Annotated in this window: 9 protein-coding genes; all 9 read left to right on the top strand. The window is 41.9% G+C overall.

What is annotated here, in order from left to right:
• Positions 1–2 precede the first annotated feature (2 nt).
• The 9 genes from GO495_RS28445 to GO495_RS28405 all read left to right on the top strand — a co-directional run bounded on the left by GO495_RS28445 (position 3) and on the right by GO495_RS28405 (position 17,623).
• Positions 3–995 carry a lipase family protein gene (locus tag GO495_RS28445; RefSeq protein WP_157303341.1) on the top strand — a complete coding sequence of 331 codons (993 nt, stop codon included), beginning with the start codon at positions 3–5 and terminating at the stop codon, positions 993–995.
• A gap of 272 nt (positions 996–1,267) precedes the next feature.
• A complete protein-coding gene (locus GO495_RS28440; RefSeq protein ID WP_157303340.1) occupies positions 1,268–5,365 on the top strand; it encodes a hybrid sensor histidine kinase/response regulator transcription factor in 4,098 nt (1,365 codons plus the stop codon).
• Positions 5,366–5,493: 128 nt separating this feature from the next.
• A complete protein-coding gene (locus tag GO495_RS28435) occupies positions 5,494–5,667 on the top strand; it encodes a hypothetical protein (RefSeq protein WP_157303339.1) in 174 nt (57 codons plus the stop codon).
• A gap of 86 nt (positions 5,668–5,753) precedes the next feature.
• Positions 5,754–8,885, top strand: a complete 3,132-nt coding sequence (locus tag GO495_RS28430) for a SusC/RagA family TonB-linked outer membrane protein (RefSeq protein ID WP_157303375.1) — start codon at positions 5,754–5,756, stop codon at positions 8,883–8,885.
• A gap of 27 nt (positions 8,886–8,912) precedes the next feature.
• Positions 8,913–10,490, top strand: a complete 1,578-nt coding sequence (locus GO495_RS28425; protein ID WP_157303338.1) for a RagB/SusD family nutrient uptake outer membrane protein — start codon at positions 8,913–8,915, stop codon at positions 10,488–10,490.
• A 21-nt stretch (positions 10,491–10,511) separates the two neighbouring features.
• Positions 10,512–11,717, top strand: a complete 1,206-nt coding sequence (locus GO495_RS28420) for a glycan-binding surface protein (RefSeq protein ID WP_157303337.1) — start codon at positions 10,512–10,514, stop codon at positions 11,715–11,717.
• Positions 11,718–11,751: 34 nt separating this feature from the next.
• Positions 11,752–13,203, top strand: a complete 1,452-nt coding sequence (locus GO495_RS28415) for a cellulase family glycosylhydrolase (protein WP_205691340.1) — start codon at positions 11,752–11,754, stop codon at positions 13,201–13,203.
• Between the two features lie 108 nt (positions 13,204–13,311).
• Positions 13,312–15,495 (top strand): glycoside hydrolase family 3 C-terminal domain-containing protein, encoded by a 2,184-nt coding sequence (locus GO495_RS28410; RefSeq protein ID WP_157303336.1) that lies wholly within the window; start codon positions 13,312–13,314, stop codon positions 15,493–15,495.
• A 40-nt stretch (positions 15,496–15,535) separates the two neighbouring features.
• Complete coding sequence (locus GO495_RS28405) at positions 15,536–17,623, top strand: beta-galactosidase (RefSeq protein WP_157303335.1); 2,088 nt, start codon at positions 15,536–15,538, stop codon at positions 17,621–17,623.
• Positions 17,624–17,641 lie beyond the last annotated feature (18 nt).

The following is a 17,641-nucleotide window of genomic DNA, read 5'->3' as shown; positions in this document are numbered from 1 at the left end:
AAATGGCACAAAATCAATCCGGCCAAACTACCCTTGCTCAAACTGCCGTAATGCTTTCAGCTGTTACTTACAGCACCGATCCCCAACAGGATATTGATACACTTCTACCTGGTTGGAGTATAGTATGGGACGGTATTCAGACATCTGATGGTAATTATGCTTTTATCGCTACAGATCCATCAGAGGAATATTATGCACTAGCCGTCAGGGGCTCATTACCTCCTTTTGATGTTTTTGATAACTGGGATGCCTTTGCTAACTGGGTACTGGAAGACCTTGACGTAATAACGCAGGTTAGCTGGCCTTATCTGGCTTCCGGCAATGGCAGTGCTTTGATCAGCCAGGGCGCTTATACCTCTTTCGACAATGTTTTGAACATGCAGGACCAATTGGGTTCCGGACAGCTCATCTTCGACTACCTGAAAAACAATGCCGTTATTCCCGGTAAACAAATAATCATTACCGGACATAGTCTTGGAGGCAATATCGCCAATGTATATGCATCCTATTTTGTTACAAGTATAGCACAGGAGAATTATACGTCTGACAATATCTCTTTGTTTACGTTTGCAGCTCCTGCTGCGGGTAACAGTGATTTTGCTACTGATCTGGATAACAAGATATCCACGGCATGGCATTATGAGAATGCTAATGATATTGTGCCGAAATTCCCGGCATCCTTTTCTGTTTTGCTGACCGCTTTCTTATTTGATCCTGCTCCTTCAGCATCAGAGATCACCGTAAACTATCAGGGATATACCATTAGCTTACGCGAGGCCTTTATCCTGCTGTCGGGTGTATTCTACTTCTATGGTTACCAGCAACCGTCCCTCAACTATACGGTATTCCCCAATGCACTGGATGAAAACTATCAGAGCAATACCCTGGAAGACTGGTTTGACCAGGCAGGCGCTCAGCATGCATTAAGTAACTATGCCGGTTATTTAGGCGTAACACTGGGAAGCCAGCTGGCTAAACAAAGCAGTATAGTATAAAAAGAGAAGGAGAAGGATTGGTCATTAAAACTGACTCGTCCTTCTCCATCAAACAAACGTCCTCACACCTGAAGAAGATGTATATACCTGTCTGAATCTGAATATTTTCCAGAGGCTACCCAAACTAAGAAAGGCGGCTAACCACAGCACATTTGCCATTTGATAAGAGACGTTATCCCATTCCTTTTATTATCTTAGTTCCTGATTCTACGAGATTGAGGAGTGGATTTTGCCGTGGATAACGCAAATCTTTATATGTCAAACTTGATGCAATGCGGTACCTTTTTTGGATTATTTTGTTGTTACAATCTCTTTCTGTTTTAGCACAAAGCGAGCATTATAATTTTTCCAAGCTCAATACATATACCGGACTTTCACATAACCAGGTAAATGCAATACTAAAAGATCCTGACGGCTTTTTATGGTTTGGCACTACGTATGGACTCAATCGTTATGATGGATATTTCTGCAGAATATTTCGCAAAGATCACAATGACAGCTCTTCATTGAAAGACAATAATATCGTATCACTTTATGAGCTTCCTGATAGAAAAATGTGGGTATCGACAATGGCAGGCCCCTGTATTTATAATCCGGATACGGAGAAATTCAATACCAGTTATGAGAACTATTTACATTCCATCGGTTTGCCATCCGGTACTATTTCGAATATAATAAAAGGAAATAATAACAGATACTGGTTCCTGTATGAGGACAAGGGTTTGTACTTGTATTCGGCTGATGATAAAACCGTAAAACCATTTAAACAGAAAGCAGCTCAGCCTTCAGAAAAAATCACTTCCATAAATGAAACAACGGACGGAAAGTTATGGCTGGTATACCAATCCGGTTTCTTGCAGGAATATGATATAAAACTGGACAAAATAATTTTTTCAACTACTGCTTTACAAAAGCAGAATAAAGGTAATAACCCTTATACTCTTTTTATAGATAATGATAGTGATATCTGGCTTTGGAGTTACAACTTTGGAGTTTTTCTTTTCCACCCGGAAGATAATACGATCACACAGTTTGATAAGAATTCCTTTCCAACCAGATTGAATTCAGAACTGGTAAGCCAGGTTGTTCAGGATAGTAATGGTTTGATCTGGATTGGAACCGATCATGGGGGAGTAACGCTGATCGATAAAAAGAACAGGCTCAACACCAGTTATCTGCTGAACAACCCCAATGATCCTAAGAGCATCAGTCAAAACAGTATCACTACGATATACAGAGATGATCAGGGGATCATATGGCTGGGGACCTACAAGCAGGGGGTGAATTATTATAATAGCAACATCGTTCAATTTTCATATTACCATCACCAGGAATTAAATGAAAAAAGCCTGCAATTCGATGATGTAAACCGTTTTGTTGAAGACAAGATGGGTAATATATGGATTGGTACCAATGGCGGAGGATTGATTTATTTTGACAGAAAAAATAGCACTTTCAAACAATACCTGTACGATCCTAAAAATGAAAACAGCCTAAGCAACAATGTAATTGTGAGTTTGTGGATAGATCATGAAGATATTCTTTGGATCGGGACTTACCTGGGGGGCCTCAATCGTTTCGACGGTAAAAAGTTCACCCGGTACAGGCATAATGATAACGATTCCACAAGTTTGACAGATGACAAAGTATGGGAAATATTTGAAGATGGAGACCGGAATTTATGGATCGGCACTTTGGGTGCCGGCCTGGATCGTTTTGACAGAAAGACAAACCAGTTTGTCCATTGTAAAAGCGGACAGGGAGTTTTACGTTCCAATTATATTTCTGCTATTATACAGGACAGAAAGGGAAATTTATGGATCGGTACAGGTTCCGGTATTGCCTTTGTTGAAAAGAATAAAACCACCGCTGTTTTCTATCAGGATACAAATGAAAAAAACAGTTTAAGCGATAATGATATTCTCTGTCTTTTGGAAGACAGTAAGGGACGGATTTGGGTTGGAACCAGAGAAGGTTTGAACTTGTTTGATGAACAAAAAAAGGAGTTTCAGACATTCACAATATCAAACGGTCTTCCCGATAATATGATCCTGAATATTCTTGAAGATAGTCATCAGACACTCTGGATTTCTACGCCTAACGGATTATGCAATGTCATTCCCCGGCAGGATAATGAGCATACTGTTTTTTCTGTCATCAATTATGATGCAACAAACAACCTGCAGAACCGTGAATTCAACGATAACGCAGCACTAAAGACGAGGACAGGCGAATTGATCTTTGGCGGACCTTCGGGTTTTAATATTATCAATCCTGCTTCTATCGGCAAACCCATTTATCATCCTAAGATTGTTTTCACCGGTTTTCAGATATTAAATAAAAATATAGAACCTGGAGAACCTGTCAATAACCGGGTGCTGCTCAAACACTCCTTATCCCAGACGCAAAGTATTGACCTGAAGTATAAAGAAAATGTTTTTTCCATTGACTTTGCCTCGCTCGATTTTTCCCATAACGCATACGACAGATATGCGTATATGCTGGAAGGGTTTAATGAAGACTGGTTGTATGCTGATGGCAATCAGCGGAGAGCTACTTATACAAATCTTGATCCGGGCCATTATGTTTTTAAAGTAAAAGTTCTGAACAGGGCCGGCTTATGGAGTGATGTAAAAACGCTGCAGATCAATATTAAACCCCCATTTTGGAGAACTCCTATTGCATACATTATTTATCTGTTGATCGCTGCAGGATTGTTTTTGCTAATCCGGCGCATTACATTAGACAGGATACATATGCGCTTTGAAGTCCGGCAACAACGCAGGGAAGCAGAAAGGGTACGTGCGCTGGAACAGTTAAAAACAAAATTCTTTACCAACGTAAGTCACGAATTCCGTACGCCGTTAAGCCTTATCATTGCGCCATTGGATAAGATCATTAAACATACGACAGATGAAGAACAGGTAAAACAATTAAGTATGGTAAAGCGTAATGCAAAACGCTTATTAAACCTTGTCAACCAACTGCTCGATTTCAGAAAAATGGAGGAACAAGGAGTAAAATTGCATCCTGCTATAGGCGACATTATCAGATTTTGCAAGGAAACCAGTTACTCTTTTACCGATATTTCAGAGAAAAAGAATATCCAATTTTCATTCTCGTCTGACATTGATAGCCTGGAAGTTTATTTTGACAAGGATAAAATTGAAAAGATTTTATTCAACCTGTTATCCAACGCTTTTAAATATACTCATGATGGTGGGATGGTGAGCGTTGGCTTGACGTATAAGCAGCCTGCAGATAATGAGTCCGATGGCACACTTGCTATCGAGGTAAAAGATTCAGGTATTGGCATCCCTGCTGATCAGCAGGGAAAGATATTTGAACGTTTTTTTCAAACAGATGTCCCCGATAGCATGGTAAACCAGGGAACCGGTATAGGGCTGGCTATCACAAAAGAGTTCGTAAAATTGCACAACGGAATCATAACCGTAAAAAGCGAACCGGACAAGGGTACCTGTTTTACTGTGTTGCTTCCTGCAAAAAAAATTTATGTTTCTTCGGGCCGGACCTTAACTCATCCCTCATTCTCAGAGGAAGCGGAACAAATAATAGGTGAAGACAGCAAAAAAGGGGAAAAGAAGAAGACAATAATTATAGTTGAAGACAATGAAGAACTGCGCTTTTATTTAAAGGATAGCCTGAAAGGACAATATCATATTGAAGAAGCCACAAATGGAAAGGAAGGCTGGGAAAAGATAAAACTGTTAAATCCTGATCTTGTGGTAAGCGACATTATGATGCCTTTAATGGACGGAGTAGAACTTGCCAGAAAAATTAAAACCGAAACGCTCACTGCTCATATTCCTGTCATTTTGCTTACTGCCATGGGAAGTGAAGAAAAACAACTGGAGGGTTTGAATGCAGGTGTGAACGATTATATTACCAAACCCTTCACCTTTGAGATCCTGGCTTCACGCATCAATAATTTATTGGCGCAACAAAAATTGTTACAAAAAAGGTTCCAAAAGCAGATTGAAGTCAATCCCGGAGAGGTGACCATAACGCCTGTAGACGAAAAATTCCTTAAACAGGCATTGGAAATTATTGAAAAACAAATAGATAATCCGGAGTTCTCCGTGGATGAATTCAGTAAGGGGATGTACATGAGCAGGGTTACCTTGTACAGAAAAATACATTCGCTGACCGGTAAGTCACCTTTAGATTTTATTCGTTCGATCCGTTTGAAGAGAGCTGTTCAATTGTTAGACAAAAGCGGGATGTCCATTTCTGAAATTGCCTACCGGGTTGGATTCAATGATCCCAAGATATTCCGTAAGTTTTTCAAAGAAGAATTCAGTATTACGCCTTCAGAATATCTGGCAAATCTTAAAAATAAAAGCCTTTAATGACCAACCAATTGAAATATGACCAATGATATTCAACCATTTGTAACATTCGTCCCCCCTTCTTGAATCATATGACGCCCTGGTCTCTGGCAGTATAGCAATAGTTTTACAGCATATAATCCACGTATATGAAACTAGAATTGCTGCTACCGTATTTGCTGGCCTATGTCCCGTTTGGTGACTTATTGGCAAGTCTATCTGCCTATATTGCAGATCCTGACCACCTGTTTACCTTTACAATCCCTCTGCTTGGTTGTTCACCTCAAACAGGGACACCTGAAGTCGTCACTCCAGCCTTATGAAGTGTCATCCTCGCTGAAAATGCCTGCTGAGGATAATTATCTACACATGTTAAAATTGAACAATGAAGTCAACCAAAATGATTTGCATGCAGATATTACTGCTATTGGGTATCCTTTTGGGATTCCTTTCCAGCATCCACCTCTCTGCACAAACAATAAAAATAAGTGGTAGAACCATTAATAAAAGTAATTCCACCCCGGTCCCTGGTGCAACCGTTACCTTAAAAGGCACTAATCGCTTCACTATTACAGATGAAGCGGGAAAGTTTACGATCGATGCTTCCACGGGAAGTGTATTGGTAATTACAATGATAGGTTACCAGAAAAAAGAAGTGGTTGCTAAAACCACTTCCCTTGAAGTAGAAATGACTGAGAATATTTCACAGCTGGACGATGTGGTGGTAATTGGTTATGGCAAAGTAAAACGGCCAGACGTTACCGGCGCAATATCTTCTATTTCCGGTGATGAGCTCCGTAAAACACAACCTGTAACCTTTGATCAGGCTTTACAGGGAAAGGTTGCCGGGGTAGTAGTTCAACAAATATCAGGTCAACCAGGCGGAGCTGTATCTATACAGATCCGTGGCCTGTCTTCTTTTTCCGGAGGTTCGCCTATGTATGTAATAGATGGGATCATTGTTGGTAGCACGGCCTCATTGGGAACAGACGTCAATCCGTTGGCAGGTATCAATCCTTCTGAAATTGAGTCCATTGATGTATTGAAAGATGCATCTGCAACGGCAATTTATGGTTCCCAGGCTACAAATGGCGTAATCGTAATAACAACCAAGAGAGGACAGGTTGCTCCGCCAAGCATTTCTTATGATATGTATACAGGCTACCAGCAATTACCTAAAATGTTGTCTGTGATGAATTTAAGGGAATATGCAACTTTTATAAATGAAAGGAATAGCGGGTTAGGATGGGGATTTGATACCCGGGCGGAATTTGCAAATCCAAAGTATCTGGGTGAAGGTACTAACTGGCAGAAAGAGCTTTTTAGAAATGCACCGATGTACAACCATACATTGGCCATTAATGGAGGAGATGTAAAAACACAATATCTGCTGTCAGCCTCCTATTTCAACCAGGAAGGTATCGCCCTTGGATCTGATTTCCGCAGGATTTCATTAAGACTCAATCTTGACAATAAAACGACCAATTGGTTAAAGATCGGTACCAGCCTGCAACTGGTTACTATGAAAGAAAATGTGAATTCGTCAAGCTCAAATGTAATTAATACTGCATTAAGTCAGACTCCGGATATAGCCGTAAAAAATGAGGATGGTAGCTGGGGAGGAGCCTATAACCCGAACGGATGGGTTAATAGCACCGTGAACCCATATGCTGTAGCCCTCATTAATAAAGACGAGGCGAAAAGAAACCAGCTTTTTGGTAATTTATATGCAGAAATTGCTTTTACCAAAGATCTGACCCTCCGGAATGAAGGGACAGCAAGCTTTTCACAGGCAACAGAAGATAAGTTTAATCCTTCCTACACATATGGTCTTGTAAAAAACAATAGTAACAGTGCGTCCTATGGTTCTTCGCAAAGCTTATCTACAACTATAAGGAACTTCCTTACCTATTCACATCTGTTTAGAGATAAATACAATCTAAATGTGTTACTGGGGCATGAAGCGCAACTAAATAAGAGTGAATCTGCTTCTGCCAGCAGAACAAATTTCCCTTCTAATAATGTGCAGGTAATCAGTAGTGGTGATCCTACCACCGCCACTAATTCCGGCAGTAAAGGACAAAGCGCCCAGGAATCGTACTTTGGCCGGATTAATTTCAGCATCAATGATAAGTATCTGTTTACCGCCAATGTCCGGGCAGACGGCTCTTCAAAGTTTGCGGCTGAAAACCGCTGGGTGACTACCTACTCAGGAGCATTTGCCTGGAAATTGAATAATGAAAAATTCCTGCAGTCTGTAAAAGATATTAATGAATTAAAGCTGCGCCTGGGTTATGGTTTAACGAATAATCAGAATATCAGGGATAATGCCTATACCTCCACACTGGCTACTGTGGCTACCGGGCTGACCGGCATTGCACAGCTTACCCAGAATGTGGGAAACCCTTATGTAAAATGGGAAAAAACAAAATATACAAACATAGGGCTGGATGGAACGCTTTTTAACTGGAGAATAAACTTCTCTGTTGATCTTTATAATCGCAGGACCGATGGCCTCCTCTTACAGATACCTTTGCCGATGTATTCCGGAACAGCGATTGGTTATTCGCCAGGCTCACTGGATGCCCCGTATGTCAATGTAGGTAGTGTCAATAATAAGGGCTTTGATTTTAGAATCGGTTCTACCAATATTAAAACCAAAAATTTTAGCTGGAAAACTGATGTGACAGTTTCCCGCAATTTTAATAAAGTGCTTAAGCTCAATACAGATGGCGCTTCACTGGACAAGGATTACAGCAAAACTGTAGTGGGCAGGTCTATCGGCGAGTTTTACGGATATGTTATTGACGGAGGTGTGTTTGCAACGAAAAAAGAGTTGGAGACCCATGCATTACCCACTAAAAATGGCGCGGCATTGCCAGTAGGGGCTGCCGGTGGAAGCATCTGGTATGGTGATCTGAAATTCAAGGATTTAAATGGTGATGGCGTTATTAATGAATATGATCAGACGTTTCTCGGTTCCCCTATACCTAAATACCAGATTGGTTTCAATAATACCTTCTCCTATAAGAATGTTGATTTGAATATATTCTTCGCTGCAAACATTGGCAATAAAGTATTTAACAAGCTTCGCGTAAATGGAGAATATCCAGGTACCAGTTTTGGTTATTTCAGTGCATTGAAGGACTATGCGAAACTAACCCTGATTGACCCTGCAGGAAGTGCCACTGATATTAATAATGTAAAGGTGACTAACCCCGAAACAAGGATACCCGGGCTTAGAAATGATAATACCAATGATAATAACAGGAATTCTGACAAGTTCATAGAAAATGCAGGTTTTTTGAGATGTAAGAATATTTCATTAGGATATGTTCTTCCCGAAAGACTGGTCGCTAAAGCCAAAATAAAATATGTGAGAGTGTATTTCAATGTTTCAAATGCATTCCTCATTACAAACTACAAGGGAATGGATCCTGAGATCGGATCATGGGACCCGCTGTCTGCTGGTGTTGACGGCGGTTATTATCCGCAGTCCCGTGTGTATACCATTGGTGCGAACATTAAACTGACCAAATAAAATATTCATCTGTTAATATAAATTGTTATGAGATCAATATTGGACAAACTAATTGTCTTCCTGTTAATTACGATCGCTATGACAGGATGCTCCAAAAGCTTTTTGGATCGTCCGTCAGAGTCACAGATAAGTGCTGATAATTTTTATCAAACATCTAATGATCTTAGGTTGGCAACAGCTGCATTGTATGCTGGTTCACCCTGGGGAGACTGGAATTATACTTGTTATTTACCTGTTGGCGAAGTGCTGAGTGGAAATATGGCGGTTGGTTACTGGGGAGATGCCGTGCAACTTAATACTTTTACAGTTACCGGCTTAAACGAGATCATGATTTCCAACTGGAAAGGGATGTATAATATCATTGCACAATGTAATGTTACTATTAATTCCATCGCACAAAAGGCGCCAGCTTCCATCCCTGATAAGGACAAAAATGCTGCTTCCGCTGAGGCCCGCTTTATACGTGGATTTGCATATTATAATCTGGCGGTGTTATGGGGCGCTGTACCCATTATTGAAGATAACACTAAACTGATTGAAAATCCATTGGTTAACCGTATAAAAACGGAGGACGTATATAAATTCGCGATTAATGACCTGACTTTTGCAGCCGAAAACCTCCCAACTTCTGATGCAGCAGGAAGGGTAACTACCTGGTCGGCACAAGGTATGTTAAGTAAGGTTTATCTGACAGCAGCCGGATTAAATCATGATGGAGGTACCAGAGATCAGGCTTACCTGGACAGTGCAAGAAAATACGCTGGAAATGTGTGTAAGAACAGTGGCCTGGCACTGGTCACTAATTATGCTGACATCTTTAAAACCCAGTTTAACGACAATTCGGAGTCATTGTTTGCATTGCAGTGGGCTGCGGGTGCAACCTGGCTGGAAGGAAATATGCTGCAGATCTATTCTCCGGGTGGTACTGAAATATCTGCCAATGGCCAGGCCGGCTGGTTTGGTATTCGCCCGACCATAGATATGTACCAACTTTACACCACAGCAGATTCCATGAGGCGCAAAGCTACTTTTATGATTAATGGGGATTATTACCCGGAGTTGAACGCAGCAGGCGGAGGGTATAAATATACAGGCGATTGTGGATTGAAGAAACATATTATCGGCACAAACAAGGATAATAATGCGCCAACTATGACCCTGACTTCCTCTACGGAGCACAATGCTTTATTAAGACTGGCAGATGTTTATCTCATTTACGCTGAATCAATACTTGGCAACAATGGTTCGAACGCCGATGGTGAGGCGCTTCTTTACTTTAACAAAGTTCGTGCAAGAGCCGGGATTGCTCCTGCCAGTATGATAGATATTGATACCCTGATTAATGAGAGAAGAATTGAACTGGCAGCAGAGGGACAATATTGGATAGACCTGGTTAGATTATCTTATTATAATCCAGCTAAGGCAATCAGCAAATTAAATGGGGAACAGCGTGTAACATTTAGTATTTCGAATGGTGTTGTAACAGCTGCAGATCCATATGGCGATGTTACGCCTGCAACCATTCAAAGTTTCTCTTTTCCAATACCTTCTTCTGAGATTACGGCCAATCCTAAACTGTCGGAACCTCCGGTATCTTATTATTAAAAATACTAAAACTATTATACCGTGAATAAAGTAATATTCAACCAGATTTACTGGATCGCTCTTACTGCTGTCTTTGCCCTGATGCAATCAGCCTGTAAGAAGGAGGTAACTGAAAGAGCTCCTGTCATAACGAACGTTAGAAATTATGCAGCCTCACCTGCCGATACGCTGGTTAATTCCATCACTACCGGTCAATGGGTGGTGCTCATCGGACATAACTTAAAGGATGCTGTACAGGTCTCCTTTAACGGTGTATCCGCTAGTATCAAAAGCGTAATGTTTTCAGATACCAGCGCTGTTGTATTGGTGCCCGATGTGATACCATTTCCGTCGGTGCCTGCAGAAATGCTGAACACCATCCGCTATGTTACCAAGCAAGGGACTACCACTTTTACGTTCAACATCGTGGCCCCATCGCCCACTATTAGCAGCATTTCCAACGAAAATGCCAACGAAGGCGATTCCGTTTATATCCATGGGTTAAATCTGTTTTTCATAAATGAATTAACTTTTGCCGGTACGACAATTACCGATTATACTGCCGCCACCGATGGTACGGCCATCGGATTTGTACTGCCTGCGCTTACACAAAGCGGACCTGTAGTGATCGACACAAAATCCGGCATAGTTTCCACCGCCTTTAATGTAAATGATCCCACAACCGGCGTTCTCTGTGATTTTGATAATATAAATACTTTCAGTTGGGGTACCAACACCGATAACAGCAGCGTCAATTTCCCCGGCAACAAAGGCTATTACGCAGTGTTAAGCAATGATATTCTGCCTGGCGGTGATGGCAACTGGTGGAATTCGCAACGCAGTATCAATACCAACGACGTACAGTGGATCCCTGTTGACAGTTTAAGCCTTTCTACTGATCAATACGCCTTTAAGTTTGAGATCAATGTTCCTGACGCCTGGAGTGGCACCTCTATATATGTAGCAAAAGGTTACTCATTTGACTATATAGCCCGCTATGAGCCGTGGCAAGGTGACAATGCCACTATTACCCCCTTTACCACAAAGGGTTGGCATACAGTAACCATTCCATTATCAACATTCAGGGATAATGACGGTAAAGGTACAGCAGTTGCAAACCTGACCACTTTGCTGGGTAGCTCCGGTAATGGATCTGTAAATATCCAGACCAAGAATTTTTCTGCATCCGCTTCGGCTTCTGGTTTACGAGCCGCTATCGATAATATCAGGGTAGTGAAGATTAAATAGTCGAATATTTTTAACCAAATACACGAACATGAACATGAAAACCAAAAGTTGGTGTGGACTTACCGGACTTATTATTTCCGTTGTAATGTTTGCATACTGTAGTAAAACGAGTGGAATTACACCAGAATTGTCGGTTTCTTTATCTGAAGTTGCATTTGGGGCAGAAGGAGGTGCTTCAAATGTAACCATCACCAGTAACGTAGCATGGACTATCAGTAATCCGGCTTCTTCCTGGTTGCAGGTAAGCCAGTCAACCGGCAAGAGCAGCAGTGACTCCATCCGGTTAACCACTGTACCTAATACCACAGGTGCTCCCAGGTCCACTGTATTGGAGGTTAACGCAGGAAATAGCCAGATTCGCAGGATTAACGTAACGCAAGCCAGCGGCTTATATCCAGGCTATAATGTATCACCGGCCCAGGCAGATCCAACCGGTATGGAAAGTAACGCAGTGCAGTTGGCTGCTAAATTTAAACTGGGCTGGAACATTGGCAATACCCTGGAAGCTATTGGTGGAGAAACCGCCTGGGGAAATCCATTGATTAGCGAAAGTTATATACAAGCTGTAAAACAACAGGGATTTACTGCCATCCGCCTGCCTTGTGCATGGAACCAGTTTTCCGACAAAACTACTGCTAAGATCCAGGATGCCTGGCTCAACCGGGTAAAACAGGTGGTCCAATATTGTGTCAATAACGATATGTATGTTTTACTCAATATCCACTGGGACGGTGGCTGGCTGGACAACAATATTAACAAGGCAAAACAAGATTCAGTCAATGCCAAACAAAAAGCTTTCTGGGAACAAATTGCTACCACCATGCGTGATTTTGATGAGCATCTGATGTTTGCAAGTGCCAATGAACCTCCGGCTGAAAATGCGGAGCAAATGGAAATACTCACCAGCTATCATCAAACCTTCATCAATGCAGTACGGTCAACCGGTGGACGTAACAGCTACAGGGTGCTTGTGGTTCAGGGGCCGGCAACGGATATTGATAAAACAAGTAATCTGATGAATACTCTCCCCACAGATATGATGAAAGATCGCATGATGGTTGAAGTACATTATTATTCTCCATTCCAATTCTGTTTATTGGATGGCGATGCATCCTGGGGCAAAATGTTTTATTACTGGGGTTCAGGACATCATTCTACCATCGAACCTGATCGCAATGCCACCTGGGGAGAAGAAAGTGATGTAAACACCTCCTTTGGCAAGATGAAAACCAAATTCACAGATAAACAAATCCCTGTCCTGATGGGCGAATACGGAGCCTACAGACGTGATGGTAGTAAGAATGTACCCAAAGATCCGGATACCCATAACGCCGCTGTGGATTATTGGTTGACTTATATAACCAAACAGGCAATTGCCAATGGAATTAAACCCTTTTACTGGGATATCGGTGGTGCTTTAGACAGGCGAACTAATGCGGTGCTTGATAAACGCTCTATTGATGCTATTAATGAAGGCGGAAAATAGATAGTCTTTGTATGTATAAGGGATGAAGTTTTACCGAATCCCTTATACATTTCCTGTCCGAAAACGGGCATTGTTGCAATTGAATGTATTGAAATAGAAATTCACGTAATGAAAAAAATAGTAAGGCAATTAGTACTCGGTTTCACTGGCATCATGATGGCAGGTATAGCCAATGCGCAGCTTGTGGCAAACGACAAAATACAAGAGGAGAAGATCCGCTCATTGATCAGCCAGATGACCCTGGAGGAAAAAGTTAGTCTTCTGCATGCAAATTCAAAATTTTACGTATCAGGAATAAAAAGATTGGGAATTCCTGAATGGGCATTGAGCGACGGACCTCACGGCGTACGTGCAGAAATAAACCGGCACGACTGGGCTTATGCGGGATGGACCAATGATTCTTCGACCTGTTTCCCACCGGGTACAGCGCTGGCTGCTACCTGGAACCCTAAACTGGCTTATGAACGGGGAATTGTATTGGGTGAGGAAGCGCGCTTTCGGAAAAAAGATATTTTACTTGGACCAGGTATCAACATTATCCGTTCACCGCTTTGCGGAAGAAATTTCGAGTATATGAGCGAAGACCCGCTTCTTATTTCAAGAATGTCGGTTGCTTATATCAAAGCATTACAGTCAAAAGATGTCGCTGTAAGTGTAAAGCACTGGCTGGCTAATAACCAGGAGGAGCATAGAGATTCTATTGATGTGCATATGAGCGAAAGAGCCTTGCGTGAAATTTATTTGCCAGGATTTAAGGCCTCCATCACTGAAGGTGGTGCATACACCGTAATGGCGGCATACAATAAATTCAGGGGCGACTGGTGTTCTGAAAATGAATATCTGAACAGGGAGATCCTTCGTAAAGAGTTTGGCTTTAAAGGTGTGTTAATGACGGATTGGGCGGCTGCACATACAACAATAAAGGCCGCATTAACCGGGCTAGACCTGGAAATGGGTACGGATAAAAAAGATTATAACGACTGGTATTTCGCCAATCCACTGATCAGAGCAGTGGAAGAAGGAAAAGTTCCTGTTGCCGTTGTTGATGAAAAGGTAGCGAATGTGTTGAGGGTAATGATGAAGACAAAAATGTTTGACGAAGATAAACGGGAAAAAGGAAAGATGAATACACCTGAACATCAGCAGGCGGCATATAACGATGCAGCTGAAGCAGCTGTATTATTACAAAACAACGGAAACATACTTCCTCTTAATTTCAATAACATAAAATCAATTGCGGTTATTGGCGATAATGCTACACGCAGGCATTGTAATGGAGGGCTTAGTTCTGAAATAAAAGCCTTGTACGAAATTACCCCGCTTGAGGCTATCCGGAAAAAGTTTGGGGCTACTGTGAAAATAAATTTTGCACAAGGATATGAAAAACAATCCACTTTCAAAGAAGGCAGTAATACCGGACAAACAAGCTCAGATAAGGTTGATTGGAAATTGATTGATGAAGCTGTTGAAGTCGCAAAAGAGTCAGAAGTAGTGATCATTTTCGGAGGATTAAATCATGATTTTGACACAGAGTCATCCGATAAGCAGAGTATGGATTTACCTTATGGACAGGATGTTTTGATTCGTGAGGTTGCCAAAGCGAATCCCAATACAGTGGTTGTTATCATTGCAGGATCACCGGTAAAATTATCAGGTATTGTTCATCGCGTGCCTGCTATATTGTGGTCGTGGTTCGGTGGAATGGAAGGAGGAAATGCTGTAGCAGATCTGTTGAGTGGTAAAATAAATCCCTCCGGCAAACTACCCTTCACATTACCAGTATCGCTTGACCAATCACCTGCACATGCATTAGGCAATTTTCCAGGGAGAAATCTTAGTGTAAATTATGAAGAAGATATTTTGGTAGGATATCGTTGGTTTGATACAAAGAAAATTGTTCCTCAGTTTCCATTTGGTTTTGGTCTTTCCTATACTGATTTTTCGATAAGCAATTTTTATACGGACAAAATTAACTACGGAAAAGGAGAAACTATCCATGCAAAATGCACTGTAAAAAATACGGGGTCTCACTATGGAGCTGAAGTTGTGCAGCTGTATGTCAGCGATCCTGCCTGTTCTGTTTTGCGCCCCGAAAAAGAACTGAAGGGTTTTGAGAAAATTTTTCTGCACCCTGGTGAAGTAAAAACGGTTGACCTGATGGTAAAAATTGCTGATCTGGCATTTTATGACGAAACAAAAAAAGCCTGGAATGTGGAAGCAGGTGACTTTGTATTACACATCGGGAATTCATCACGCAATATTTCAAAATCGGTAAAGATTTCGGTTAAGTGAGATTGTCGCCGGCGCTAAATAAAACACAAATAACCTTCGGATGAAAAGATGTTCAATACTTGTTTTAATTACAATTCTGATCTCAGGATTGAATGCAACCTCGCAGGTGGCCAATCGCTTCTTTCCTGAGAAAAATCTCACTACGACCGGCATCTATTATTATCCCGAGCATTGGAACGAAGACCAATGGGAGCGGGATATAAAAAGAATTGCCGGTATGGGCTATGAGTTCGTACATCTGGCTGAATTTGCCTGGTTTAAAATGGAGCCCCAAGAAGGCAAATTTGAATTTGCCTGGCTCGATAAGGTAGTAGCCCTCTGCACTAAATACAATTTGAAAGTATTGATGTGTACTCCTTCTGCAACCACGCCGGCCTGGATGAGGACGAATTATCCTGAAACTTTTGTAATGGATGGTCATTACATCCGTGGTGAGCACGGCACACGCGGACTCGGGTCTATCGTTAATCCGGCTTATCGCGGATTTGTAGAAAAAGTGGTCACAGAAATGGCCGTACGTTATGGACAGAATAAAAATGTGATTGGCTGGCAACTTGATAATGAACCTGATGCCAAACCTGATTATAGCCCGTCTTCGCAGGAAGCATTCAGACAGTGGTTAAAGAACAAATACGAAAAAATTGAAGCATTGAATGCTGCCTGGGGAACTGCCTTCTGGAGCCAGTGGTACAATGATTTTAGTCAGGTCATTATTCCCAATACCACCCTGGTAGGCTGGTGGGGCAATAACCCTCATGCCTTGCTTGATTTTAAAAGGTACTCGGCGGACACCCAGGCGGAATTCCTCGATTTTCAAGCAGCAATATTACGGCGCCACATTTCGAAGGACCAGTTTGTGACAACCAATTATACAGCAGTGTCCACAGGTGCTGATCCGCGGCGGACAAAACAGCTTGATTTTGCGACTTATACAGCTTACCCGAATGGAGGCAGCAATAATATCGGAGACCTTGGGTTCAGGCTGGGAAATAGCAGCGTTATCCTGTTTGCCGCCGAATATTATAAATCAGTGGGGGGCGTATCCGGCGTAATGGAAATTCAGCCCGGCCCGGTAAACTGGGGTAGTTACAACCCGTTGCTTTTACCAGGTACGGTACGAATGTGGCTATACCACACTTTTGCAGCAGGTGGAAAACTAGCCAGTTCCTACCGGTTCCGTCAGATCAACTATAGTGCTGAGCAATACCATGCCGGGGTTATACAAACAGATGGTATAAGCCCCTCAGCAGGTGGTGAGGAATATATACAATTCATGAAAGAAATAAAGGAACTACGGAAGCTATACAAACCTGGTGCTTCTATGCCTGAAAAATTGGCTGCACGGTCAACGGCAATTCTTTGGAACCTGGAAAATTACTGGACTATTGACCGGCAAAAACAAACCTCGCAGTGGGATACCTGGAATTACCCTATTAAATTCCTGGAAATAGCAAAATCATTTGACGCTCCCGTGGATTTGATCCCGGAAACTGCTGATTTGTCGAAATACAAATTTGTGATTATTCCTGCATACGAAATGGTTGATAGTGCTTTGGTAAAAAAGTGGAGGGAATATGCCGCAAACGGAGGACACCTGATCATTACCTGCCGCACAGCCACCAAAGATCGGATGGGACACTTCTGGGAAGCTGAATGCGCTGCTCCTATATCCGGACTGATAGGTGCGCAGGTGAAAGCAACTGATATGCTTTCAAGTAATGGCAAAGGAGATATCCTTATGGAATCGACCCATTACAGCTGGAACAACTGGGCCGATTTACTGGCGCCTGATAAAAACACGGAAACACTCGCCGTATTTGATAACCAGTTTTACAGTGGAAAAGCAGCGGTAGTGAAACATAAGGTTGGCAAAGGCACTGTTACCTACATCGGCGTGGATACAGATGATGCTAAACTGGAAGCAGATATATTGAAAGAAATTTATACCGGAGCAGGTGCTACCACTGAAAATTATCCCCCTGGCGTATTTGTTTACTGGCGGGATGGTTTTTATGTGGCCGTAAATTATTCTTCGGAGAATTATACCATGAACATGACGGAAACAGCCAACATTATTGTGGGTGAAAAAATATTAAAACCCGGTGCCGTGTTGGTCTGGAGTGAATAATCATAAGAAAAGTAAATA

This window comes from Chitinophaga oryziterrae (assembly GCF_009758125.1).
In the GTDB taxonomy this organism is placed as follows: domain Bacteria; phylum Bacteroidota; class Bacteroidia; order Chitinophagales; family Chitinophagaceae; genus Chitinophaga; species Chitinophaga oryziterrae.
Note: the sequence above shows the minus strand (reverse complement) of the source record. Positions and strands in the feature narration are given on the sequence as shown.